General features: G+C 55.2%; 22 protein-coding genes and 1 tRNA gene. 7 read left to right on the plus strand and 16 right to left on the minus strand.

The annotated features are described in order from the left end of the window. Window positions 1-73: 73 nt before the first annotated feature. From HZZ01_RS01760 to HZZ01_RS01780, 5 genes are all read right to left on the minus strand, one after another. Window positions 74-790, minus strand: a complete 717-nt coding sequence (locus tag HZZ01_RS01760) for a 4'-phosphopantetheinyl transferase (protein WP_179895240.1) — start codon at window positions 788-790, stop codon at window positions 74-76. A 68-nt stretch (window positions 791-858) separates the two neighbouring features. Continuing rightward, on the minus strand, window positions 859-1,062 hold the full coding sequence (locus HZZ01_RS01765) for a hypothetical protein (protein ID WP_003854174.1): 204 nt from the start codon (window positions 1,060-1,062) through the stop codon (window positions 859-861). A gap of 441 nt (window positions 1,063-1,503) precedes the next feature. After that, window positions 1,504-1,580: transfer RNA gene (locus HZZ01_RS01770), tRNA-Pro, on the minus strand. Window positions 1,581-1,653: 73 nt separating this feature from the next. Beyond that, window positions 1,654-3,408, minus strand: coding sequence for an LPS biosynthesis-modulating metalloenzyme YejM (yejM, locus tag HZZ01_RS01775; protein WP_179895241.1), 1,755 nt, complete (start codon window positions 3,406-3,408; stop codon window positions 1,654-1,656). 22 nt (window positions 3,409-3,430) lie between these two features. Continuing rightward, window positions 3,431-3,658: a YejL family protein gene (locus HZZ01_RS01780; protein WP_010248348.1), complete on the minus strand. Its 228-nt coding sequence runs from the start codon at window positions 3,656-3,658 to the stop codon at window positions 3,431-3,433. Window positions 3,659-3,816: 158 nt separating this feature from the next. Between HZZ01_RS01780 and yejK the strand changes: the two genes are divergently transcribed. Continuing rightward, the gene (yejK, locus tag HZZ01_RS01785) at window positions 3,817-4,821 is read left to right on the plus strand and encodes a nucleoid-associated protein YejK (protein ID WP_179895242.1); all 1,005 of its coding nucleotides are present in this window, start codon (window positions 3,817-3,819) and stop codon (window positions 4,819-4,821) included. A 119-nt stretch (window positions 4,822-4,940) separates the two neighbouring features. Here yejK and rplY read toward each other — a convergent pair whose 3' ends face one another. Together rplY and HZZ01_RS01795 are read right to left on the minus strand one after the other, a co-directional pair. After that, entirely contained in the window at window positions 4,941-5,225 is a 285-nt protein-coding gene (rplY, locus tag HZZ01_RS01790; protein ID WP_179895243.1) for a 50S ribosomal protein L25, read from the minus strand. Window positions 5,226-5,401: 176 nt separating this feature from the next. After that, on the minus strand, window positions 5,402-7,156 hold the full coding sequence (locus HZZ01_RS01795) for a DEAD/DEAH box helicase (protein WP_179895244.1): 1,755 nt from the start codon (window positions 7,154-7,156) through the stop codon (window positions 5,402-5,404). 155 nt (window positions 7,157-7,311) lie between these two features. Here HZZ01_RS01795 and rsuA point away from each other — a divergent pair, with 155 nt between their 5' ends. The 3 genes from rsuA to HZZ01_RS01810 all read left to right on the plus strand — a co-directional run bounded on the left by rsuA (window position 7,312) and on the right by HZZ01_RS01810 (window position 9,890). Beyond that, entirely contained in the window at window positions 7,312-8,031 is a 720-nt protein-coding gene (rsuA, locus tag HZZ01_RS01800; RefSeq protein ID WP_179895245.1) for a 16S rRNA pseudouridine(516) synthase RsuA, read from the plus strand. A 49-nt stretch (window positions 8,032-8,080) separates the two neighbouring features. Beyond that, entirely contained in the window at window positions 8,081-9,277 is a 1,197-nt protein-coding gene (locus HZZ01_RS01805) for a Bcr/CflA family multidrug efflux MFS transporter (protein ID WP_179895246.1), read from the plus strand. A 292-nt stretch (window positions 9,278-9,569) separates the two neighbouring features. Next, a complete protein-coding gene (locus HZZ01_RS01810; protein ID WP_179895247.1) occupies window positions 9,570-9,890 on the plus strand; it encodes a hypothetical protein in 321 nt (106 codons plus the stop codon). Here HZZ01_RS01810 and yejF read toward each other — a convergent pair. The 9 genes from yejF to yeiP form a co-directional block, all read right to left on the minus strand. Further along, window positions 9,877-11,481: a microcin C ABC transporter ATP-binding protein YejF gene (gene yejF, locus HZZ01_RS01815; RefSeq protein ID WP_179895248.1), complete on the minus strand. Its 1,605-nt coding sequence runs from the start codon at window positions 11,479-11,481 to the stop codon at window positions 9,877-9,879. The genes HZZ01_RS01810 and yejF overlap by 14 nt on opposite strands. Beyond that, window positions 11,482-12,504 carry an ABC transporter permease gene (locus HZZ01_RS01820; protein ID WP_179895249.1) on the minus strand — a complete coding sequence of 341 codons (1,023 nt, stop codon included), beginning with the start codon at window positions 12,502-12,504 and terminating at the stop codon, window positions 11,482-11,484. It abuts the gene before it with no gap. Then, complete coding sequence (locus HZZ01_RS01825) at window positions 12,501-13,595, minus strand: microcin C ABC transporter permease YejB (RefSeq protein WP_179895250.1); 1,095 nt, start codon at window positions 13,593-13,595, stop codon at window positions 12,501-12,503. Before HZZ01_RS01825 ends, HZZ01_RS01820 begins: the two co-directional genes overlap by 4 nt. Before the next feature lie 11 nt (window positions 13,596-13,606). Continuing rightward, on the minus strand, window positions 13,607-15,415 hold the full coding sequence (locus HZZ01_RS01830) for an extracellular solute-binding protein (protein WP_179895251.1): 1,809 nt from the start codon (window positions 15,413-15,415) through the stop codon (window positions 13,607-13,609). 43 nt (window positions 15,416-15,458) lie between these two features. Next, a complete protein-coding gene (locus HZZ01_RS01835; protein WP_179895252.1) occupies window positions 15,459-17,021 on the minus strand; it encodes a cyclic di-GMP phosphodiesterase in 1,563 nt (520 codons plus the stop codon). A 222-nt stretch (window positions 17,022-17,243) separates the two neighbouring features. Beyond that, the gene (gene mepS, locus HZZ01_RS01840) at window positions 17,244-17,819 is read right to left on the minus strand and encodes a bifunctional murein DD-endopeptidase/murein LD-carboxypeptidase (protein ID WP_179895253.1); all 576 of its coding nucleotides are present in this window, start codon (window positions 17,817-17,819) and stop codon (window positions 17,244-17,246) included. A 512-nt stretch (window positions 17,820-18,331) separates the two neighbouring features. Then, entirely contained in the window at window positions 18,332-19,039 is a 708-nt protein-coding gene (locus HZZ01_RS01845) for a phosphatase PAP2 family protein (protein WP_179895254.1), read from the minus strand. A gap of 46 nt (window positions 19,040-19,085) precedes the next feature. Next, entirely contained in the window at window positions 19,086-20,054 is a 969-nt protein-coding gene (locus HZZ01_RS01850) for a GTP-binding protein (RefSeq protein WP_179895255.1), read from the minus strand. 75 nt (window positions 20,055-20,129) lie between these two features. Beyond that, complete coding sequence (yeiP, locus tag HZZ01_RS01855) at window positions 20,130-20,702, minus strand: elongation factor P-like protein YeiP (protein ID WP_003854146.1); 573 nt, start codon at window positions 20,700-20,702, stop codon at window positions 20,130-20,132. Window positions 20,703-20,865: 163 nt separating this feature from the next. On the opposite strand from yeiP, the gene HZZ01_RS01860 reads away from it, so the two are divergent. From HZZ01_RS01860 to fruK, 3 genes are all read left to right on the plus strand, one after another. Beyond that, complete coding sequence (locus HZZ01_RS01860; RefSeq protein WP_179895256.1) at window positions 20,866-21,120, plus strand: YkgJ family cysteine cluster protein; 255 nt, start codon at window positions 20,866-20,868, stop codon at window positions 21,118-21,120. A 272-nt stretch (window positions 21,121-21,392) separates the two neighbouring features. Beyond that, the gene (fruB, locus tag HZZ01_RS01865; RefSeq protein WP_179895257.1) at window positions 21,393-22,523 is read left to right on the plus strand and encodes a fused PTS fructose transporter subunit IIA/HPr protein; all 1,131 of its coding nucleotides are present in this window, start codon (window positions 21,393-21,395) and stop codon (window positions 22,521-22,523) included. Further along, entirely contained in the window at window positions 22,520-23,458 is a 939-nt protein-coding gene (gene fruK, locus HZZ01_RS01870) for a 1-phosphofructokinase (protein ID WP_090959394.1), read from the plus strand. The genes fruB and fruK overlap by 4 nt, the downstream gene beginning before the upstream one ends. Window positions 23,459-23,474: the final 16 nt, after the last annotated feature.

Genomic DNA, 23,474 nt, shown 5'->3' on the forward strand with positions numbered 1-23,474 from the left:
TTAGTGGTGGTCGCTAATCACCACGCAGTGTCAGACCCAGAAAAAACAGACTGGCGTCCTGTTTAGCCGCTTTTTAAAGCCGATGGGTGATCTGCGTAATCACCTGATTATCCCGCCACATAAACTTCCCCTTCAGTAACGTTCCCGGCGTAAAACGCCCACCGAACTCCTGAGTCAGTCGCAGTGTCGCGCACTGCTGCACGAAATCTACCGACACCAGTGCTGCATCCAGGAAGTCCATCGGTTGATGCAGCTGTGGCCACAGCGCTTTGAAAAGGCTCTCTTTAAGGGAGAAGAGCAGGGTAGCGGCTTCATGGAAGGAAACGGGCAGCGTCCGCAACAACTGCTGTTCCTGCTCATTCATCAACAGCTCAGCCGTTTCCTGTGCCGTCGTCTCCGACATGAACCGCTCGACATCGATGCCGACAGCGCAGGGCTGCCGGGTTGCCGCCACCACGACAATGCCTGCACTGTGTGACAGTGACGCCTGAATACCAGCGGGCCAGCAGGGGGAACGATCGGGCGCGTTGGTCAGTGTGAAATCAGCAATCCCCAGCTCTGCCATTACTGACCGGACCAGCAAACGGCTGGCGAGATATTCAGCGCGTCGTTTACTGACAGCCTGCTGCAGTCGGGCGGGTAATGGAATACCCCATTCGACAGCCAGCGCATCATGGTAATTTTGCGGATCAAAGTGACTCACCGCGAGTAAAGGATCGCTGCGGTTAAGGTGAGCGGAAAGGATAAAGCCGCCTGTGAGAGGCGGCAGCGGCAGGTCGGGATAGCGCATGCGAAACCATTTAAGCCAAAAAGGCATTAAATCAGGCGCAATGGATCAGGGCAAGCAGCCCGCCGGAATCAGTCGTTGGGAGGAATGGCAAAACTCTTTAGAGAAACAACGAAATGGTGGTGACCCCTGCTGATGCGTGCACCCCGGTCGCACCAGTGGCTTGCCAGACGAAAGAAGTCGTCGCTGCCAATGTCATACGCCAGTTCCACTTTGCTAATGCCTGAATGCAGTAACGCTTCCGCATCTTTCAGGCTTTTCGCTTTGATCGCCATAAAAATTATCCGTCAATTTGTGGGGATTTCAGGGTAGGCATTTTCTGTGACATTTTTGTTTCAGTTTGATGAATAAGCGCAGCCGGTAGCCAGTTTTGTGAGGCAGATCAGATTATGTTGCAAGGGTTAACCTGCTGATTGTAAAAGAAATGTTAATGGGCGCGCAGGACTAATCTGAATGTTAAACGGAGGGGGTAAGCTGACATAGAAAGGCCGCGTCAGACGCGGCCCCGTGGGTTACTTCTGGTCTGGCGGGGAAGGTTGCTTATCGCCGGACTCGGGTGCTTCGGTTGGATCGTCTTTTTCAATAACTGTCATAAACTCTCCTCTTGTTACCCACACATTTTCAAGTATAGATCGGATTGCGGGAGGTGCGAGGAAAGTTAAGATTTGATGACAGAAACGAAAAAAGCAGCCGTTCAGGCTGCTTTTCAGGGAATTTGGTCGGCACGAGAGGATTTGAACCTCCGACCCCGGACACCCCATGACCGTGCGCTACCAGGCTGCGCTACGTGCCGAACACTGGAGGATTAGTCTACTGGTTATCTTCATTAATGCAAGATACCTGCCGACTATTTGCCTGATAATTAATCAGTTAGCGATGAATCGCTTCTCCTCCGTTAATACCTGCAACAGCAGTGCCAGTTCGGGCTTGTGATCTTTCAGCGCGTTGCCCTGCGCATCATAGGCGCGATAGCTGCCGTTGTTGTTGAGCACCAGCGTCACCTGCGGTGTGGTAATCACCAGCTTGTTCTCTTCGCTGCTGGCGACCCAGTCATGGCGACGACGCGCAGCAAACAGATCTTCACCCTGCGAGTAGTTCACCGGATTGGTGCGCACATGCAGCAGGCGCTGCATCAGCGTTGCCATCACATCCTGATGATCAGAAAGGCGATCAACAGTTTGTGCCGGGGTATCAGGCCAGTGAATCACTAAGGGTACCTGCAATGTCTGGCGGTTTCCGGCGCTGTCAGGATCGCCATCCAGTGCCAGTCCACGCTGCGCGGTAATAACTACCACGGTATTCTTCAGTAAATCACGTGCCTGCAGGCTGTTGAGCACGGCATGAATCTGCTCATCAACGCCTGGCGCCTGGCGCAGATAACTGCGCTGACGCGCTTTAGCATTGTCGCCGGTAACATCAGGACCGTTCAGGGCAATCCAGGAGAACCACGGAGCCTGTGAACCCTTCTGTTTCTCCAGCCAGTTCTGCCATTGCGCCACGGTGCTGGCGTTGGGCTGGCTGGTTGTCGGCGGCAGTGAATAGTCGGTCAGCAGCGCCTGGCGGTACAGCGGCGGGTTAAAGCCTTCAGAGGAGAACAGGCCAAACTGATACCCCTGAGTGCTTAGCGCGCCCAGCAGGGCTGACGGCGTTCGGGAGGCAAGAATACCGTTCATGTAGCTGGAGGAGATACCATAGAACAGGCCAAACAACCCTTTCTCTGGCGTATCCCCCGCGCTGTAGTGCTGGGTAAAACGCACATTCTCGCTGGCGAACTGATTCAGTTCCGGCAGCGCTTTGGCGAGCGTCGCGTTGTTCAGACCATCGACTGTCAGTACCAGCAGGTTATTGCGGGTACCGGTATCGCGGAAAGTAATGTCGCTCAGTGGATACTCTACGGCCACCGCTTCCGGGTCGCCCTGCTGAATCAGCCGACGCTGATACTCCTGCGCATCCAGCAGACCGTGACGCTCAAGGAAGCGGCGGGCAGTCATCGGGTAGGAAAGCGGCAGATTGGCGCGCTGCATGGTAATCGGGCGATAGAAGTTGGCATCAGCCCAGATATACATCAGGTGACTGGCAAAGAAGGCACTGATAAACAGGGCGGCAACAGGCTTACCAAACGAGCGGCGATTCAGGCTGCGCAGCTTCTGCCAGCTCCAGGTCGCAAACAGCATTTCGACCAGAAAAATCAGCGGCACGCTGATAAACATCAGCTGCCAGTCGCGCGCCATCTCGCTCTGATCGGGGTTAATCACCAGCTCCCACACCACCGGGTTAAGGTGCAGGTGGAAGCGGCTGAACACCGCACTGTCGACCATCACCAGCGTCAGCCCGGAGGTCGCAATAACGGCGGACAACACCCGCATCAGCCGTTGCGACATCACCACAAAGGTCAGCGGGAAGATAATCAGCAGATAGGCAGCAAAAACGACAAAACTGAAGTGGCCAACCCAACTGGTATAGGCGTAGATACGCCCCGCCAGCGAAGAAGGCCAGTCGGCAACCAACAGGTAGCGACTGCCTAAAATCAGCGCGAATAAGATGTTAAACAGAGCAAACCAGTGCCCCCAGCTAATCATCTGGGAGACTTTTTCGCGGTAGCGCTGCCGGTTGGTTACCATATTATGAAGTCAAATCAGCCAATTAATGGGCGTTATCGTCACGCACTGATGCCTGAAGGGCATCGGCGAAAGATCGTGCCAGAGAACGACGTTGTGCCGGGGCGACATCGCTGTTAATTAAGTTGGTCACCATATTTCCCAGAACCATCAGAGAGAGATCGGTGGGGGCCTTATCCTTGTGCAGAATCTGGGCCATTTCCGCGAGGAGTTGTTCCACGCGTTCGTCACTGTAACGGGATGATTGTGCCATATCGTCGTCTAAGCTCATTTCAAAAGGCGATATATTACCGGAATAGCGCACTTTTTACCGCAATTTTATCGAAAGCAGCACGTTCGCTTCACGCATAGAGTTGAAAGCCGATGCTGGCGGTGTTTGAATACGCGCCTGTGCTAAAAGGAGAGTCTACCATGAGTCTGGATATCGACCAGATTGCCCTGCATCAGTTAATCAAACGCGATGAAAACCAGCTTGAACTGGCGCTGCGCGATTCGCTGCTGCCTGCCACCAACACGGTTAACGCGATGGTGGAGGAGTTACACCGGGTTTACAGCGCAAAAAGCAAAGCCTATGGCCTGTTCAATGCCGGGAGTGAACTGGCAGAAGCGCTGCGTAATTGTCGTAAGGGCAACGATGATTTTCTCGCTTTTAGCCGTGCTGCGACCGGCCGTCTGCGCGACGAGCTGGCAAAATATCCGTTCGCTGAAGGCGGCGTGGTGCTGTTTATACACTACCGCTATCTGGCGGTGGAATATCTGCTGATTGCAGTGCTGAACAGCCAGTCCAGCATGCGCGTCAATGAGCAGATGGATATCAGCAGCACCCACTATCTCGACATCAATCATGCCGACATCGTGGCGCGTATCGATTTAACCGAGTGGGAAACCAATCCGGAATCGACCCGTTACCTGACCTTCCTGCGCGGCCGCGTCGGACGTAAAGTGGCTGACTTCTTTATGGACTTCCTCGGTGCCGAAGTGGGATTAGACACCAAGGCGCAGAACCGCGGTCTGTTGCAGGCTGTCGATGACTACTGCAACGAATCCGAACTGGATAAGCAGGAACGGCAGAACTATCGCCAGCAGGTCTATAGCTACTGCAACGAGCAGTTGCAGGCGGGCGAGGAGATTGCGCTGGAAGATCTGTCGAGCGAACTGCCACCACTGGGCGAAAAAACCTTCCAGGCTTTTACTCAGGAGCAGGGCTACGAGCTGGAAGAGAGCTTCCCGGCAGATCGTGGTACGCTGCGCCAGCTGACGAAGTTTGCCGGAAGCGGCGGGGGACTGACCCTGAATTTCGATGCGATGTTGCTGGGCGAACGCATTTTCTGGGATCCAGCCACGGACACCCTGACGATTAAGGGCACACCCCCTAATCTGCGGGATCAGCTCCAGCGCCGTACCAGCAGCAAATAAAAAAGCCGGGATTAGCCCGGCTATTGTTCCCTGACACGTCGGTTAATGTCGTCTGTCAGGGACAAAATAAAAGGGCCGGTTTCGCAACCGGCCCTTTTACCTTTCAACGTAATTCGCGATTAAGCGCGAACGAAGTCGATGTGGAACAGTTTTGGCTTGAACGGGTGACGCTGAACAGCCTGAACTTTCACTTTAGTTTCTTTACCGTCAACTGACAGGGTCAGCACTTCGTCGTAGAAACCTGGCTTAGATTGCAGGTTCATTACGGAGTCGTGATCCAGGTCGATGGCAACAGCCGCTTCAGAACCACCGTAGATGATGGCCGGGAAACGGTTTGCTAAACGCAGGCGGCGGCTCGCACCCTTACCCTGCTCTTTACGTTCTACTGCATTGATAGTGAGCATTAATATATCTCTTCATTTAAATCCTGCTACAGGCGACCCAGTAACAGGCAGGTTATTCAATACCGCTGATGCACATGCAAAAGCGGGCGGCAGTATAGCCCTTATGCAAGGTGGTAGCAAACGATATACCCGCTGGCGGGATTCAGCATCCGGTCAGACCTGCCGGGCATCACCGATCAGCGCAGCTCATTGGCACGGCGATAGCGGCCCTGATAATCGAACATTTTCTCACGGATCTGCCAGAACTGGCCTTTAGCACGCGCGACGACAAAGTCGGGATGACGCAGTAACGGCTGCAGTGCCAGGACGTCAGCGGCGGTCTGCCAGCCCAGAGGTACGCCGGGCGCGCGCTGATGCGGCCGCATAAAGAGCTGTTCAAACGCCTTACGCTGGGCTGGCGTCTGCAGACGAAAGCGTTCGCTGACGCTGGTGCCTTCCTCGTCGTAATAGGTCGCCTTCAGCCATTCGCCTTTAGCGTCGCTGCCCTGTTCAAGTGTCATGCCGCCACAGCGCAGCACCAGCGCATCTTTCAGTTTCAGCGCCGCTTTAAGCATATCGTCGGGATCGACCAGGATTTTGTCGCACTGGTGACAGCGCCGGGCAGCAATATCATTCTCAGCACCGCAGTCAGGGCAGCTTTTAAAGCGGAAGCGAAAATCACACTGTTCGCGCTCGCCCTCATCATCTTCCAGTACGCCCTGACAGCGTCGGCCAAAATGCTCGATCACCATGCCATCTTCGGTCGCCTTGCCCCAGAAGGTGTTGGCGAAACCGCAGGCGGGACAGAAAACCTGAACCGGCTGATTGTCGCTGGCCCCTTTGGGAGCGCCGACTTCGGGGGTAAAGAGGTCGTGCGGATTACCCGCGTAATCAAGGATCAGGCAGTCGGTTTTACCAGGCGAAAGCCGCAGGCCGCGTCCGACGATCTGCTGATAGAGGCTGACTGACTCTGTCGGGCGCAGGATCGCAATCAGATCCACGTGCGGAGCATCAAACCCGGTGGTCAGCACCGCCACGTTCACCAGGAATTTCAGCTGCTGCGCTTTAAACGCCAGTATCAGTGCATCACGCTCTTTGGCTGGCGTGTCGGCGGAGACCAGCGCGCTGTTTTCTGGCAGCAGTCGCAGGATTTCACGCGCATGCTCCACCGTCGAGGCGAAAATCATCACGCCCAGTCGATCTTCGGCGAACGCCACAATCTGCCGGATAATATGGGGCGTGACGCGCTGCTGCTGTTTCAGTTCACGGTTAAGATCGGCTTCGCTGAACAGGCCGTTTGACTGTGCCGTCAGGCGGCTGAAGTCATACTGCACCACTGGCATATCCAGCCGCTCCGGGGGCACCAGAAACTGATGCTTGATCATGTAGCGCAGCGGCAGTTCATAGATACAGTCGCGGAACAGCGATTTTTCGTCGCCACGCACCATGCCGTGATAGTGGAACTGGTAAATCCAGCCCTTACCCAGCCGGAACGGCGTGGCAGTCAGGCCCAGTAAACGCAACTGAGGATTGTGCTGACGCAGATGATGAAAGATCTGTTGATACTGACTCTCTTTATCATCGCCGATACGGTGACACTCATCGACAATCACCAGCGAGAAGGCACTGTCGAACAGGTCCAGATTACGTGCAACCGACTGCACACTGCCAAACACGACTTTGCGCTGACTTTCTTTGCGCTGAAGTCCGGCGGCAAAGATATCCGCCTCCAGCCCGTAGGCCTGATATTTACTGTGGTTCTGCGCCACCAGCTCTTTGACGTGCGCCAGCACCAGTACCCGGCCACGCGCCAGCCGTGCCAGCTCGGCAATCACCAGACTCTTTCCGGCACCGGTCGGCAGCACAATGACGGCAGGTTCCTGATGACGACGGAAATGCGCCACGGTGGCATTCACCGCATCCTGTTGATAGGGGCGTAAGGTAAAAGACATGTTGCTCACTTTTGTATAACTGGCGGTAATTATGCCATGAAAGTGCGGTAAACGCGCTGTCAGGCTGGCGCGGATCACGTTATACTTCCCGCACATTTTCAACGGTTAACCAGGCCGTTTCAGATTCCCTCCGCAGTAACAGGCAAAACGAATTCATGCGACTCGACAAATTCATCTCTCAGCAACTGGAAATCAGCCGCGCCATCGCTCATCGCGAGATCCGTGGCCAGCGTGTCACCGTTAACGGGGAAGTTGTACGCGATACTGCGTTCAAACTGCTGCCCGACCACGAAGTGGTCTATGACGGCAACGTGCTGCAGATGCAGACCGGTCCACGCTACTTTATGCTGAACAAACCGCAGGGTTACGTCTGCTCAACCGACGATCCCGATCATCCCACCATCATCTATTTCATTGAAGAGCCGATGTCATTCAAACTGCACGCAGCAGGACGTCTGGATATCGACACCACCGGACTGGTGCTGCTGACAGATGATGGCCAGTGGTCACACCGCATTACCTCGCCACGTCATCACTGCGAGAAAACCTATCGGGTTACGCTGGAATCGCCGATCAGTGACGATACGGCCGCGCAGTTTACAGCGGGCGTGCAACTGCACAATGAGAAGAGCCTGACGAAACCGGCACAGCTGGAGGTGATTACCCCCACAGATGTGCGGCTGACACTGAGTGAAGGTCGCTACCACCAGGTGAAACGGATGTTTGCAGCCGTCGGCAATCGTGTCATGGAGCTGCATCGTGAACGCATTGGTGACATCGTGCTGGACGAGGATCTGGAACCGGGCGAATATCGTGCGCTGACAGAAGACGAGATCGCCAGTATCGGTCTGCCGAAAGAACTGCAGACCAAATAACCGGGCGGGCCAGGCGGCCCGACTCAGACTCATTCGGGCAGGAGATGGTGTGCGTAAGGAAAAGAACTCGCCAACAGGACTGGTGGTTATCCTCGGTCTGTTAGCCATGCTGATGCCGTTGTCGATCGACATGTATCTGCCTGCCATGCCGCAGATTGCGCGTGAGTTCGGGGTGTCAGCCGGTAGCGTGCAGATGTCGCTTAACCTCTACATTCTTGGTTTCGCGATTGGCCAGCTTATCTATGGGCCGCTGGCAGACAGCTATGGGCGTAAGCCGGTGATAGCCCTCGGCACCCTGATCTTCGCCTGTGCTGCTGCGGCCTGTGCACTGTCGCAGACCATCGATCAGCTGATTCTGATGCGCTTCCTGCATGGACTGTCGGCAGCAGCAGCCAGTGTGGTGATCAATGCGCTTATGCGTGACAGTTACTCGAAAGAGGACTTCTCGCGCATGATGTCCTTTGTGATGCTGATTACCACCATCGCGCCGCTTCTGGCCCCCATTATCGGTGGCTGGCTGCTGGTGCTCTGGAGCTGGCACGCGATCTTCTGGGCGCTTGCGGGCGCGGCACTGGTGACCACCGTGCTGGTGACCACGCAAATCCGCGAAACCCTGAAGCCGGAGCAGCGACAGCGTTTTCATCTGCGCACTACGCTCGGCAATTTCGTGACGCTGTTTCGCCACAAACGCGCGTTCAGTTACATGCTGTCGAGCGGTTTCTCGTTTGCCGGACTCTTTACCTTTCTTAATGCGGGTCCCTTTGTTTACATCGAACTGAATCACGTCTCACCGCAAAACTTTGGCTACTACTTTGGCCTCAATGTGGTGTTTCTGTTTGTACTGACGCTGATTAACAGCCGCGCCGTGCGACGCTTCGGCCCGGTGGCGATGTTCCGGCTGGGCCTGCTGATACAGTTCTGTATGGGAATCTGGTTGCTGATTGTCAGCGCCTTCAGTCTCGGCTTTGTGCCGCTGGTGATGGGGATCGCGATGTTTATCGGTTGCGTATCGATAGTCTCATCGAATGCGATGGCGGTGATCCTGGATGAGTTTCCGCATATGGCCGGAACGGCATCCTCTCTGGCGGGCACGCTGCGTTTTGGCGTGGGTGCTTTTGTCGGTGCGTTGCTGTCGCTGGTGAGTTTCAATAGCGCCTGGCCCATGGTCGGCACCATTGCGCTGTGCGCGACGATCTCTCTGCTGTTCTTTTTCTACGCTTCACGTCCCCGCACTGCGACCCGTTAACCGGGCGCAGTGGTTTTTCTCCCGATTGCCCGCCGCGATGAAGATTCCGCCGCTTTTGTTTCGTTATTGTGAAAATTTTTAGTTAAAAAAGTAATCACAATGCGTCTAAAATGATTGTTAACGGCGTTTGAACGCGGTACATATAGGCTGAAGTGCGATGTAAGTCGCAAAAATGCGCTTCTGGCCTCCGCAGGGCCAGGCCTGTAAACGCTGTCCGCACTCAGCGGTGATCAACCCGCTTTCAGCCAGGCAGGTCGGTGTTGCGACATAAACTCATCCGGGGAAGTAAACTATGCTGCAACTTTCAATTGTGCATCGTCTGCCACAGCATTTTCGCTGGGCCAGCGATCGCCACAGTGCCATCGAATCCGATGACCTGACGCTGGATGAGCAGGATTTCGTTGCGCTGCGATTAATCAGCCATGACGGCATGCCGGCGTGGGAGATTCTGCAGCAATTAAAAGAGGTCCTGGCGGGTATTCAGGTCGATTGCAAAGTGGCCGAGTGCGAAGGGCAGCCCTGTCTGTTCATTCAGCGTCGTGATGAAAGTGCCACCAACTGCTGCCTGAAAAATCAGGGCGTAGCGATTGCCGAAACCTTTATTGCAGGCTGATGTGCGCCGACTGCAGTAGCTCGCGGGTATACGCCGCTCCGGGTGAAGTAAACAACCTTTCACACTCTCCCTGTTCCACCACTTCCCCCTGACGCAGCACGATGAGCTGATGACACAGGGCGCGAACCACATCCAGATCGTGACTGATAAAAAGATAACTGAGCTGCCGTTGCTGCTGTAAGCGACGTAAGAGCGTCAGGATCTGCTTCTGCACCGTGCGATCCAGCGATGAAGTCGGCTCATCCAGCACCAGTAACTCCGGTTCCAGAATCAGTGCCCGCGCGATAGCAATACGCTGGCGCTGACCGCCAGAAAATTCTGCCGGATAACGATGGCGACTTTCCGCTTCAAGCCCGACTTCCTCCATCACCGCGATGACCCGCTGTGCCTGCTGCGCACTGTTCAGTTCTGGCTGATGCACCGCGAGACCTTCAGCAATGATTTGCTGCACCGTCATACGCGGATTGAGCGAAGAATTCGGGTCCTGAAACACCACCTGAATGCGCTGACGCAGAGGCAATAACTGACGGCGCGACAGCTGATGCAACGGCTGGTCATCAAACCAGACCTCGCCGCGTGAGCTAATCAGCCGCAGCAGCGCCAGGCCGGTGGTGCTTTTACCCGAGCCGGACTCACCCACCAGCCCCAGACTTTCACCGCGCCGCAGGCTAAAACTCAGTCCGGAGAGCACCTGTTTTTCACGAGGCTGTCGGCCGAACAACCCGCGCCGTAGTGGAAAACTCACCTGAAGCTGCTCAACTCTGAGAATGACCGGCGCGTCTGCGGGCAGCGGCAACGCTTTTCCTTCCGGCTCGGCGGCCAGCAACTGCTGGCTGTAGGGGTGTTGCGGCTGGTTCAGCAGCGTCTGGCAGCGGTTCTGCTCCACAATGTGGCCATTGCGCATCACGCTGACGTTATCCGCCAGCTGACGCACGATATTCAGGTTATGGGTGATAAACAGCATGCCCATGTCCAGCTCCCGCTGCAGTTCGCGCAGCAGCGTCAGGATCTGTGCCTGTACTGTCATATCCAGCGCCGTTGTCGGCTCATCGGCAATCAGCAGCTGCGGCTCAGTCAGCAGCGCCATGGCGATCATCACCCGCTGGCGTTCTCCGCCGGAAAGCTGATGGGGAAAATCATTGAGCCGGGCGGCGGGCTGCCGGATGCCGACCCGATCGAGCACGCTGAGAATCTCACCGCGTGCCGCCGGACGACGCATTCCGCGGTGCAGCGACAACACTTCATACAGCTGCTTCTCCACGGTGTGCAGCGGATTAAGCGACACCATCGGCTCCTGAAAAATCATCGCGATCTGGTTGCCACGAATCCCCCGCAGTCGCTGCTCGCGGGCGCACAGCAGATCTTCACCGTTAAACAGAATCTCGCCGCTGGGATAAACCACCGCAGCCTCATGCAGCAGTCGCATCACCGACAGCGCTGTAACGCTCTTGCCGGACCCCGATTCGCCCACCAGCGCCAGCGTTTCGCCCGCGTCGATGCGCAGTGATACCTCATTCACAACCTGGCGAAGCTGCTCGCCCTGACGAAAGGCGATCGAGAGATTGTTAATGGCAAGCAGTGGTATCGTCATTCAGGCTCCTTTGCCCGGATCAAAGGCGTCGCGCACCGCTTCGCCGATAAAAATCAGCAGCGAAAGCAGGATCGCCAGCGTGAAAAAGCCCGCCAGACCTAACCAGGGAGCCTGCAGGTTATTTTTACCCTGCAGCAATAATTCACCCAGCGAGGGCGAGCCCAGCGGCAGACCAAAGCCAAGAAAGTCGAGCGAGGTCAGCGTGGTAATCGATCCGCACAAAATAAACGGCAGAAAAGTCAGGGTAGCCACCATCGCATTGGGCAGCATGTGGCACAGCATAATGCGGCCATCGCTGACGCCCAGCGCCTGCGCCGCGCGGATGTAATCAAAGTTTCGGGTGCGCAGAAACTCTGCCCGGACCACACTCACCAGGCTCATCCAGCCGAAAGCCACGGTGACCAGCAGCAGCCACCAGAAGCCTGGCTGGATCACACTGGAGAGAAGGATTAGCAGAAACAACGACGGCATACCGGACCAGACTTCAATCATCCGCTGCCCAATCAGGTCAATTCGTCCGCCGAAATAGCCCTGCACCGCGCCGACCACAATCCCGATGACGCTGGAAAGGAGTGTCAGCAGCACCCCGAACAGCAGCGAGATGCGCGTGCCGTAGAGCAACCGTGCCAGTACGTCGCCACCGTTTGCATCTGTGCCAAGCAAGTTCTGCGCGGAGGGCGGAGAGGGGAAGGGCACCTGAGTAGCAAAATTGAGGGTACTGTCGCTGAAACGAATCGGTGCCCAGAGAGCCCAGCCATTCTGCTCGATGCGCTGCCGCAGCCAGGGATCCTGATAATCCGCCGCTGTCGCCAGTACACCGCCATAGTCGGTTTCGCTGTAGTCAAACAGCAGCGGCACCGTCCAGCGCTGCTGGTAATGGACCAGCAGCGGCTTGTCATTGGCGATCAGTTCAGCACCCAGTGACAGGATAAAAATGATCAGAAAGATCCACAGCGACCAGTAGCCGCGCCGGTTATGACGAAAGCGCTGCCAGCGTTGTTGATTCAGTGGCGAGAGCGTCATGAGCGGCTCCCGAAATCGATGCGGGGATCGACCAGTGTATAGGTCAGATCGCTGAGGATATTCATCAGCAGTCCGATCAGCGTAAAAATATAGAGCGTGCCGAACATCACCGGATAGTCACGTTGCAGCGTCGCTTCATAGCCGAGCAGTCCAAGCCCGTTAAGCGAGAACATCACTTCGATCAGTACCGAACTGGTAAAGAACATGCTGATAAAGGTGGCAGGGAAGCTGGCAATCACCAGCAGCATCGCGTTGCGAAACACATGGTGATAGAGAATACGGCGCTCCGGTACCCCTTTGGCGCGCGCGGTCACTACATAGAGCTTGCGGATCTCATCCAGAAAGGCGTTTTTCGTCAGCATCGTCAGCGTGGCGAAGCCACCGATCACCGTCGCCAGTACCGGCAGGGCGATATGCCAGAAATAGTCCAGCACTTTGCCATACCAGGGCAGCGTGTCGTGCTGCGCAGAGGTGAGCCCGCGCAGCGGGAACCAGTCGAGATAGCTGCCACCAGCAAACAGCACGATCAACATGATGCCGAACAGAAAGGCCGGAATGGAATAGCCAATAATGATAAAGGCGCTGCTCCAGACATCAAAGGCGCTGCCATCGCGCACCGCCTTGCGGATCCCCAGCGGGATCGACACCAGATAGATAATCAGCGTGCTCCATAGTCCCAGACTGATCGAGACCGGCAGGCTCTCCTTAATCAGCCCGATCACCGGGGCGCTGCGAAACAGACTGTCGCCAAAATCGAAACGCAGGTAATTCCACAGCATCTCGCCGTAGCGCTGCCAGAGCGGTTTATCGAAGCCGTAACGCTTTTTAATCTCAGCAATCACTTCCGGATCCAGCCCGCGTGCGCCACGGTACTGATTATCGCCAGGATTGAGATGAGTGACGCTGGCGCGTGAACTGGCGCTCTCCGCACCGCTGCCGGGCAGGCCGGTTGTCTGGCCAAACTGAATGTTAGCCAGCGCCTGATCGACCGGGCCGCCGGGCGCGATTTGCACGATAAAAAAGTTAAGCGTGATGATCGCCCATAAGGTCGGGATGATCAGCAGCAGTCTGCGCAGAAAGTAAGCGGCCAACGGTCATCTCCTTAGCGTTTGCTGGCCGGCAGGCGTCCGGCTTTGTTGGTGTCATACCACCAGTTTTCCAGCCCGGTGCTGTAGGCGGGCCTGCGGGCAGGGTGAGAAAACTTATCCCAGTACGCCAGCCGCTGTTCAGCGTTGTACCACATCGGGATCATATACGCATTCCACAGCAGCACCCGATCCAGCGCCTGAGCCAGCGGCCGCAGCGCGGCGGGATCCCCCTGGTGCGCCACAATCTGTTTCACGAAGTGGTCGACCAGCGGATCTTTGACCCGGGCGGTGTTCCACGATGAGGTGATGTAGTCGGATTGCCAGAAGATCTGCAGGCTGGAAGACGGGATCGGCATCGCTGAATAGACGGTGGCAACCATGTCGTAGTCACCTTCACGCAGTCGCCGCAGATACTGCGAGTTGTCGATCTGCCGCAGGTTCAGGGTAATGCCAAGTCGGGAAAGATTGTGCTGGAACGGTAACGCCCAGTCGGTATTGGTGCCGCCGCGCAACAGCAACTCGACGGTGAACGGCTGACCGGTTTTGTCGTTTACGAGGCGGCGATTTTTAATCTGCCAGCCCGCCTGTTTCAGAAGCTCAAAAGCGGTTAACAGACTGGCGCGGTCATAGCCACTGCCATCGGTTTTGTGTGGCTGAAAAGGCTGGCTGAACAGCTCAGGCGGCAGTTGCGCGCGCCAGGGGTCAAGCAGCGCCCGTTGCTGTGCATCCGGCAGGCCGCTGGCAGCATACTCCGTGTTCTGGAAATAGCTGCTGGTGCGCTGCCAGGCACCGTAATAGAGCGCTTTGTTCATCCACTCAAAGTCGAACATCAGAGAGAAAGCCTGACGCACGCGGCGATCGTGAAACTGCGTTTTTTCATTGTTAAAAGCCAGCCAGCGGGTATCGATAGCGGCATCGTTGGGCGAAGTCTCTTTGACGATGCTGCCCTCGTCGAAATTGCGGCCGCGATACTGAGTGGCCCATTTCTTCGCTGAGGTCTCTTCGCGCAAGTCGTAAGCACCTGCCTTAAAAGCCTCAAACGCCACATTGTCATCCAGATAATAGTCATAGCGCAGGCGATCAAAATTAAAGCGCCCGCGATTCACCGGCAGATCGGCGGCCCAGTAATCTTTTACCCGGCTGAACTCAATAAACTGGCCCAGCTTCCAGCGGGTGATGCGATAAGGTCCGCTGGATAACGGCGGTGCGCTCAACGGCTCGTTAAACTTCTTATCATGCCAGAACGACCCGGCGATAACCGGCATCGTCAGTAACCCAAGCAGCAGATCTTTTTCCGGCTTCTGTGCCTCAATGCGTACCGTGAGATCGTTCAGTGCTTTAACGGTTACGCCGCGATAGGCGACGCGGAACTGGGGCACGCCCTCAGTCATGAATTTTTGAAAGGTGAACGCCACGTCGCGGGCGGTGATCGGTGTGCCATCCTGGAAACGAGCGCGTGGATTGAGATGGATCTCAATCCATGAAAAATCGCTGGCGTAGCGCGCCGACTCGGCAATCAGCGGATAATAGCTACCTGGTTCATCATCTGAGCTGGTGTAAAGTCCGTCATAAAGCGTGCCGGTATTAATGCCCGGATTGCCGCGTGAGGCATAGCGGTTGAAGTTGTCGTAAGTGCCGACCACCGCCTGAGTCATGCTGCCGCCCCTGGGGGCGTCGGGATTGGCGTAGTCGTAATGACTGAAGCCAGGCGGATATTTCGCTTCACCGGCCTGAGTGAAGGCGTAGCTTTGCAGGACCGTCGCAGCCAGCAGCGGGGTGCTGAGCAGGCTGCACAGCAGCAGAAGTCCGTAACGAAACAGCATGCTCTCTCCTGTTAAATACCCGGCATCTGCCAGGCGGGCCATGTCAGGCGTTATGATGCCGGAAATAGTCTATCAGCGTTTCTGGCCGCAGCGGACGGCTAAAAATGTACCCCTGCAAATGAGTCACACCTCGGTTAATCAGCCAGGCAGCCTGCTCGCCGGTCTCTACACCCTCGGCCACACTTTTCAGGTTCAGCTTCTTCGCCAGCTGCAGCACGGTATCCAGTACCGGCGAGGTCTGATTATCATGACCGATGCTCTGAACAAAACCACGATCGATTTTCAGGTAATCAAAGTTATAACGTTCCAGATAGATCAGCGCGCTGTGACCGGTACCAAAATCGTCAATGGCGATATGGATCTGCTGCTGATGCAGCCAGTCGAACAGTTCTCCGACGTTTTCGCCGCGCACCATAGCCCGCTCGGTGATCTCAAACACGTAATTAAAGTGGTCCGCAGGCATGGTATCAAGCCAGTGCAGCACATCCTGACGAAAGCGGTTATCAGCCAGATGCAGGGGCGAAATGTTGAGGCTCAGGCAGGCATGACGGGGAATGGTATGACACAGCAGGTGTGCATCACGGGAAACCAGCTGAAACAGATGCTGCGTCAGCGGAATAATCAGGTTTTGCGACTCGGCGTACGGAATAAACGCATCGGGTGGGATGGGCCCTTTGGTTGGATGAGTCCAGCGTAACAACGCTTCCATGCCATATGGCTGACCATCATGAGAGGTGACCAGTGGCTGATATTCAACGTGAAACTCGCCGCGCTTTATACCCTGGATCAGCTCTTTACCCGGACGCTGATAAACCGACAGCAACAACCAGCAGCCGCCAGCAACCATAAGCGACAGCAGAAGGCCGCACAGCACAATAGTCTGATAATCGATGAACGCCAGCGTGGTGCCGTACAACACAAACTGCAGCGGATAACCTGTCAGCGCCTGCCGGACCAATGGCTGCGGCAGATTTGTATTCTCAATAACGCCGGACTGCCAGCTGGTTAAGGCGCTGCGCTGGGCCATCAGTGCCATACCGGTAATTTCCGGATGCCGTGACGCCAGCAGCTGATAGGGTGCCAGGGTAATATTGATCGTCGCGAATACGCCTGACTGCAGGGTACCGGGATTTTTAACCCATAATGCCAGCGCCGGTTTGTTCGGCTGTAACGGTGTGCCTGGCATCAGCTGTACATCGAAATCACGTGAAATATCACTATGAGGCGCAATGACATTAATCGGCAAATTAAAATTGCCGGTGGCCGAAGAGCAAAAGGCATTACCGTTATTAACCAGCAGGATAGCGCGAAGGTTGCCGGCAAAGGCGGCGCGTGAGGTGAGTTCACGATTAATGGTATGACAGGCAGTGTGGGTAAACGGAAGCAGGGGACTGAGGGTATTGTTGAGCAGGCTGGAGAGCGTTTGCTGTAAGGCTGTGCGGCTCTTCTCCAGCAATTGCTGATGTTGTCGTTCGCGCTTCTGCCATGTCTGGTGAAGCGACAGTGCGGTAAATAAAAGAAAGAATAAGCCGCCAGCCATCGCGCTACTCCATGCGATGCGGCGAGGATAGGTTGCATGGCGCTGTAGCGCCCCCGACAGTGGCATGAGGAACTTCCCCTGATCAAATTATTATTATGTTATTGCGCACGACTGCTTCGGTTTAAGCGACCGAGAATATAACGAGAGTGTCTGAAAAGTCTCGATATTAATCTGAATTGCAATGCATTTAACTTATCTGTCTGCTGCCCGTAAAAATAAGAGACGAAAAAAAACGCTGCATAAGCAGCGTTTCATGTTCTCTGGCTGAGAGAAGATCGAAGGTGATAATCAGGTCGGGTTACGACTTAATACACGGCGTCCTTCACGATAACGTTTTTTCCAGTAGTCATCATTAAGACTGGAGATCATGACGCCACTGCTGGTGGAGGCATGAACGAAGTTATCATTACCCAGGTAGATACCGACATGACGGCCCGTTGAACCGGCACGAAACATCACCAGATCGCCAGGACGCAATTTACCGCGGGTAATCTCTTTGCCGGTATCCTGCTGCTCAGAGGTCGAGCGGGGTAGTTCTAAGCCAAATTGATCGCGGAAGGTGCGTTGTACAAAGGCGGAACAATCGATCCCGCGTTTGGTATCGCCACCGAGGCGATAGCGCACACCTTTCCAGACGGCGTATTGTTCCATGATGCGCGACTTAACGTCGACATTACGCACCATTTCTTCAAACTCATCCTGAGACGCCTGAAGTAAAAAACCATTGTGGTTGTTAACTTCATGATTCTCGTTATTCGCGTTCTCACTACTATGGGTACTGCTACAAGCTGAGAGGAGTGTTGCCAGTGCCAGGGCGGGCACGATCCGCAAGATATATCTCAGTATTGGTTGAGACTTGACCATTATTCAGGTTTTCCTTCGATTTCCTTACGACAAAATTGTCGCCAGCCAGATGACAAAACAGGGAGATTAATAAGCGCAACAGACTAAGACAAATCCTTAATTACTAAAATGTGTTAATGGACACATTTTAACGGTAAAAAATCCGAATTTTCTGCCGCTGTAGCCTCACTGCGACTGAGGTTAACTGATTACAGACGCCGTGGCGAGTGCTTTTAATCAATTTCATATAGGTTTTTTTGATGAGAATCAAACCGTAACACACTGACTACTTTAGCGACAATTGTGGTCAGATGATGAAGAGAACAGGGGGAGAAAGGGGCGCTAATTCAGGACATAGACCCTGTTTTTAGATATTTCGTTATTGACAGAGAAAGTGGGTGGATATTTAGCCTGCCAGCAGGGTCATAACCTTTTCTTTTCGTGATTTTAATTAGCAGGCTAATAGTGATTATCTGTTTTTAATAAGCGCTGAGGGTTAAGACCAGGGCGGTTTAACCGACAGCGCTTAACATTTACATCACGGGCTTATATTTGCCCGGTAATTTGCGATAAAACCAGTTAACCAGCACATCACTGGCAGGCGTTAATAGCCACCAGCTCAGACCCACTAATATCACTGACAGCGAACCGACAGCAATATCGGTAAACCAGTGTGCGCCCGCCATGACGCGCGGCAGTGAAAATAGAATCACAATCGCGGCGGCAATTAAAAAACGGCTGAAGCCAAAATAACGCCATATAAAGCAGGCGAAAATAATCAGCATCATCCCGTGGTCGCCAGGGAAACTGTCTTTGGAGGCATCTTTTGCGGGGATACCTGTCAGTTCACTGACGCGATGCACGTTCTCGAAGAACAGTGTCGGACTGGAATGTTTCACTGGCAGCAAATGCCCAAGCTGATTGAGTACCACTGCGGTAAGCAGCATCGTAATACCAATCGCCAGCATTCGTCGGCGCGCCTGAGGGGCTTCCCGCTGCCAGATCGACAGATAAAGCAGGCTCATCGCCAGCAATGACACCGCATCAAAACCACGGAAATTCGTGATGGCAACGATCAGCGCGAACAGGGGATGGGTGACCATCTGATTATTGAAGCCAAAGAAAACAGATTTATCGATGCCAAACCAGAAACCATGTTCAGGCGGCAGATACCACGAAAGAAATAGCACTATGCCCAGTGCATTAAGCAGCAGGATAGTAATGAGGCGGGTTGCGCGCATAATCAAAAACTCATTATTAAAAAAATAACCGCCGACAATACCTTTCTTAGCGTAAACGGCACTTCAACAACGCCGATTGTAGCCGATTCCAGTCAGTCTGCTGAGAATGGATGATCTCAATGCGACTATCGGGTGGCGGTGAGGTGAGCGTTTCACTTTGCAGGTCTTTTGCCTGGCAGTTAATACGCATCGTGCCTTCTGCTGTGCGCATTACGCCTTTAATGCGATCGACCTGTGCCTGCCTGACCCATTCCAGTAGCGCGTCGCTATCAAAAAGCGTATCCGCATCGAACAGCCAGCCGCAGGCGCTATAGCCCTGGCCGTGGTTCAGCGCCCGACGCCAGCGCGCCTCGCCATCCAGTCGTAGCGCCGCCAGCCCACTCGCGTGATTGGCCGGATGATGGTGATGGGGCACGGGAAGCTCGCGGGACTGATAAGGCGTATCCAGCAGGGAAAGGGGGATCTGACCAAATTCTGTTTCTATTAATGGACGCAGAGGCTGCATCTGTTGCTGCCAGTCAGCCAGGCGCAGGCGATCCTCTTCATCCCAGCAATCACGCTTATTGGCGATAATTATGTCGGCTGCAGCCAGTTGATCGCGAAAGTTTTCATTGGCAACGATACGCGGATCGGCGAGCTGGCGCGCATCCAGCAGTGTCAGGGTGGCGTTCAGTTGCAGCCACGCCTGATAAACCGGCGCACTTAGCATCTCCAGCACCTGACGGGGATGGCCCAGACCAGTAGGCTCGATCAGCAGACGATCGGGATTGCTCTTCAGCAGCATGTTCAGCCCGACCTGCATTGGCAGGCCATTCACGCAGCAGAGGCAGCCGCCAGGGATCTCTTTGAGGGTGGCTCCGCGATCGGCCAGCAGGGCGCCGTCGATCCCGATCTCGCCAAATTCATTCACCAGCACCGCCCACGTTTCTCCGGCAGGCCGGGCTGCCAGCAGATGGCAGAGCAGCGTGGTTTTGCCGCTGCCCAAAAAACCGGTAATCAGATTTACGTGTGTCATGGGACTGACTCCTGCCTGGGAATAGCGTGATAATGTAATACTATAACACTATCACGATCGGCAGCGTGTCAGGGGTTAGTCTGCACGGCCCATATAGCGGCGTTCAGCAATATGGATGCGGATGCGGTCACCGTTGCTGAGATATTCCGGCACCTGGATAGAGAGGCCTGTGCTCATCCCGGCTGGCTTGGTGCGGGCGCTGGCGGAAGCGCCTTTAATGCCTGGTGAAGTATCTACGATTTCCATATCCACGGTCTGTGGCAGTTCCAGCGCCAGCACCTGACCCTCCATCGTCAGCACATGAATGCCAGGAATGCCGCCTTCAGGGATAAACAGCAGCTCTTCTTCAATCTGCTCCTGTTTAAAGGAGTAAGGGGTGTAATCCTCATCATCCATAAAGATATATTCGTCACCGTCTATATAAGAGAAGGTCACGCTGCGACGGCTGAGCGAAATCGCATCAATTATCTCGTCGCCTTTAAAGCGTTCTTCGACTTTTAAACCGGTGCGGACATCGGTAAAGCGCATTTTATACAGAGTGGCGGCACCGCGTGCGCTGGGGCTCTGGACATCAATGTCTTTAACCAGCAGCAGTTTACCGTTGTGTGTGACGGCCATCCCTTTTTTGATTTCATTGGCTTTTGGCATTGCTGTTCTCGCTATCTTGAGAGTGAAGTGCGCGCAACGTTACCCGTGCCGGTGAAAACTGGCAATATGGCGGATGCGAAATTTTGTGTCAGGCTGCGGCTTTCATGGCAATTGCAGCCCCGGACTGCTATTGTCGCCACGACATTCTCTGCCGGAGCACAGCATGCAATGCCGTAGTCAATGCGGTGCCTGTTGCACAGCGCCCTCTATCTCTTCACCCATTCCTGGCATGCCTGACGGCAAACCTGCGAACACGCCCTGCGTTCAGCTTGATGACACACTGCGCTGCAAACTCTTTGGCTCACCACTGCGTCCTGCTGTCTGCGCAGGCCTGCAACCCGCCCACAGCATGTGTGGTAACTCGCGCCAGCAGGCGATGACCTATTTACTTCAGCTCGAGGCCGATACTGCGCCCTGATGCGCTGACGTTGCTGAATTTTCTGGTCCACTCATTTCTGGTTTACAGCAGCCGCGTCAGCCTGTTCACTTTTTATTCCCCTTAACTACCCCGAAATGTGCGTAACGTCAAAAATCTGGTACGCCGTTTGCGCATTTTCTTGCCTCCGGAAAGTTGCTGTACCACAATCCCTGAAACGTTTCAGCGGTGACTGCGCCACCTGTTTTTAACAGCATGGCGTAAAAAAATCCCCACTGGCTGAAACGATTCAATCTCAGCAAGCGAGGAGAATTATGTTCCAGCTCGAATTGCAGGCCATCCATACCGGAGCCAGCGCCAGTAATAAAGAAGAGGCCATTCGTCAGGTTGCCGCCGCGTTAACCGCTGCGGGCAATGTTACGGAAGGCTACGTTAACGGCATGCTGGCGCGTGAACAGCAGACTTCAACCTTCCTCGGCAACGGCATCGCAATCCCTCATGGCACCACCGATACGCGCGATATGGTGCTGAAAACCGGTGTTCAGGTGTTCCAGTTCCCGCAGGGCATTGCCTGGGGTGACGATCAGACCGCCTATGTCGCCATCGGGATTGCCGCTAAGTCGGATGAACATCTGGCGCTGCTGCGTCAGCTGACGCATGTTCTGAGCGATGACACCATTGCCGAACAGCTAAAAACCGCCTCTGCTGAAGACCTTCGTGCGTTGCTGATGGGCGAGAAACAAGCCGCCGAGTTCAGCTTTGACACTTCATTAATTACACTCAACGTGGCTGCCAGCGATCTGATCACTCTGCAGGCGATGAACGCCGGCCGGCTGCAGTCCGCGGGCGTGGTGGATTCCAGCTACGTTGCAGATGTGGTCTCAACGGCTCCGTTGAATCTGGGTCAGGGTATCTGGCTCAGCGACAGCAGCCTCGGCAACCTGCGCAGCGGCGTGGCCATCAGCCGTGCTGAACATGCATTCGACCATCAGGGCGAATCAGCGGCGCTGTTAATCAGCGTGTCGGCGACCGATGAGCGTCCGCTGGAAGTACTGGGTTATCTCAGCGCATTGCTGCAGCAGGGCAAAGCAGATCGTCTGCTGAAAGCCGATGCGGCAGGCGTCTACGCGCTGCTGACCAGCGAAGTTGATGAGCAGGCTGACGTGCTGACCGCTGAATTCACCATTCGTAACGAACATGGCTTGCATGCCCGTCCGGGCACCGCGCTGGTCAGCGTAATCAAGCAGTTCAACAGCGACATCACCGTGACCAATCTCGACGGCAGCGGTAAACCGGCTAACGGTCGCAGCCTGATGAAAGTGGTTGCGCTGGGCGTGAAGAAAGGTCATCGCCTGCGCTTTACCGCCAGCGGTGAAGATGCTCAGCAGGCGCTTAACGCTATTGAAGAAGCGATCACCAGCGGTCTGGGTGAGGGGGCATCATGAGCAGACGCGTTGCCACCATCACGCTGAATCCGGCGTACGATCTGGTGGGGTATACTCCTGAAATTGAACGCGGCGAAGTCAACCTGGTGAAAACCACCGGGCTGCATGCGGCGGGCAAGGGCATCAACGTCGCTAAAGTTCTGAAAGATCTGGGTATCGATGTCACCGTGGGTGGCTTCCTGGGTAAAGAGAATCAGGACGGCTTCCAGCAGCTGTTCAGCGAGCTGGGCATTGCTAACCGTTTCCAGGTGGTGCCAGGCCGAACCCGTATCAACGTCAAACTCACTGAACAGACCGGCGACGTTACCGATCTGAACTTCTCTGGTTTTCAGGTAACCGCTCAGGACTGGGATCGTTTTACGACGGATTCTCTGACCTGGCTGGGCCAGTTTGATATGGTCTGCGTCAGCGGCAGCCTGCCAGAAGGCGTCGATCACGATGCCTTTACCCGCTGGATGACCGAACTACGCACCCACTGCCCATGCATCATCTTTGACAGCAGCCGCGAGGCACTGGTGGCAGGACTGAAAGCCGCACCGTGGCTGGTGAAACCTAACCGCCGTGAGCTGGAGATCTGGGCTGGCCGCAAACTGCCTACGCTGCAGGATGTGATTGGTGCTGCGCATGAACTGCGTGAGCAGGGTATCGCCCATGTAGTGATTTCACTGGGTGCTGAAGGCGCGCTGTGGGTCAACGCTTCAGGCGAATGGATTGCTAAACCGCCGGTGTGTGAAGTTGTCAGCACCGTGGGTGCCGGTGATTCCATGGTTGGCGGCCTGATTTATGGCCTGCTGATGCGCGAATCCAGCGAACATACGCTGCGACTTGCGACTGCCGTGGCGGCGATGGCCGTCAGCCAGAGCAACGTTGGCGTTTCCGATCGTACTCAGTTGGCCGCCATGATGGCGCGCGTCGACTTACAACCCGTTAACTGACAGCAGGAGAGCGATA

Origin of the sequence: Pantoea sp. WMus005, assembly GCF_013415305.1 — a bacterium.
In the GTDB taxonomy this organism is placed as follows: Bacteria; Pseudomonadota; Gammaproteobacteria; order Enterobacterales; family Enterobacteriaceae; genus Pantoea; species Pantoea rara.

What these genes read in the sequence shown, in the direction of transcription:
- HZZ01_RS01760 (WP_179895240.1), bottom strand. Translation starts at nt 790, where the DNA reads ATGCGCTATCCCGACCTGCCGCTGCCGCCTCTCACAGGCGGCTTTATC.
- HZZ01_RS01765 (WP_003854174.1), bottom strand. Translation starts at nt 1,062, where the DNA reads ATGGCGATCAAAGCGAAAAGCCTGAAAGATGCGGAAGCGTTACTGCAT.
- yejM (WP_179895241.1), bottom strand. Translation starts at nt 3,408, where the DNA reads ATGGTAACCAACCGGCAGCGCTACCGCGAAAAAGTCTCCCAGATGATT.
- HZZ01_RS01780 (WP_010248348.1), bottom strand. Translation starts at nt 3,658, where the DNA reads ATGGCACAATCATCCCGTTACAGTGACGAACGCGTGGAACAACTCCTC.
- yejK (WP_179895242.1), top strand. Translation starts at nt 3,817, where the DNA reads ATGAGTCTGGATATCGACCAGATTGCCCTGCATCAGTTAATCAAACGC.
- rplY (WP_179895243.1), bottom strand. Translation starts at nt 5,225, where the DNA reads ATGCTCACTATCAATGCAGTAGAACGTAAAGAGCAGGGTAAGGGTGCG.
- HZZ01_RS01795 (WP_179895244.1), bottom strand. Translation starts at nt 7,156, where the DNA reads ATGTCTTTTACCTTACGCCCCTATCAACAGGATGCGGTGAATGCCACC.
- rsuA (WP_179895245.1), top strand. Translation starts at nt 7,312, where the DNA reads ATGCGACTCGACAAATTCATCTCTCAGCAACTGGAAATCAGCCGCGCC.
- HZZ01_RS01810 (WP_179895247.1), top strand. Translation starts at nt 9,570, where the DNA reads ATGCTGCAACTTTCAATTGTGCATCGTCTGCCACAGCATTTTCGCTGG.
- yejF (WP_179895248.1), bottom strand. Translation starts at nt 11,481, where the DNA reads ATGACGATACCACTGCTTGCCATTAACAATCTCTCGATCGCCTTTCGT.
- HZZ01_RS01820 (WP_179895249.1), bottom strand. Translation starts at nt 12,504, where the DNA reads ATGACGCTCTCGCCACTGAATCAACAACGCTGGCAGCGCTTTCGTCAT.
- HZZ01_RS01830 (WP_179895251.1), bottom strand. Translation starts at nt 15,415, where the DNA reads ATGCTGTTTCGTTACGGACTTCTGCTGCTGTGCAGCCTGCTCAGCACC.
- HZZ01_RS01835 (WP_179895252.1), bottom strand. Translation starts at nt 17,021, where the DNA reads ATGCCACTGTCGGGGGCGCTACAGCGCCATGCAACCTATCCTCGCCGC.
- mepS (WP_179895253.1), bottom strand. Translation starts at nt 17,819, where the DNA reads ATGGTCAAGTCTCAACCAATACTGAGATATATCTTGCGGATCGTGCCC.
- HZZ01_RS01845 (WP_179895254.1), bottom strand. Translation starts at nt 19,039, where the DNA reads ATGCGCGCAACCCGCCTCATTACTATCCTGCTGCTTAATGCACTGGGC.
- HZZ01_RS01850 (WP_179895255.1), bottom strand. Translation starts at nt 20,054, where the DNA reads ATGACACACGTAAATCTGATTACCGGTTTTTTGGGCAGCGGCAAAACC.
- yeiP (WP_003854146.1), bottom strand. Translation starts at nt 20,702, where the DNA reads ATGCCAAAAGCCAATGAAATCAAAAAAGGGATGGCCGTCACACACAAC.
- HZZ01_RS01860 (WP_179895256.1), top strand. Translation starts at nt 20,866, where the DNA reads ATGCAATGCCGTAGTCAATGCGGTGCCTGTTGCACAGCGCCCTCTATC.
- fruB (WP_179895257.1), top strand. Translation starts at nt 21,393, where the DNA reads ATGTTCCAGCTCGAATTGCAGGCCATCCATACCGGAGCCAGCGCCAGT.
- fruK (WP_090959394.1), top strand. Translation starts at nt 22,520, where the DNA reads ATGAGCAGACGCGTTGCCACCATCACGCTGAATCCGGCGTACGATCTG.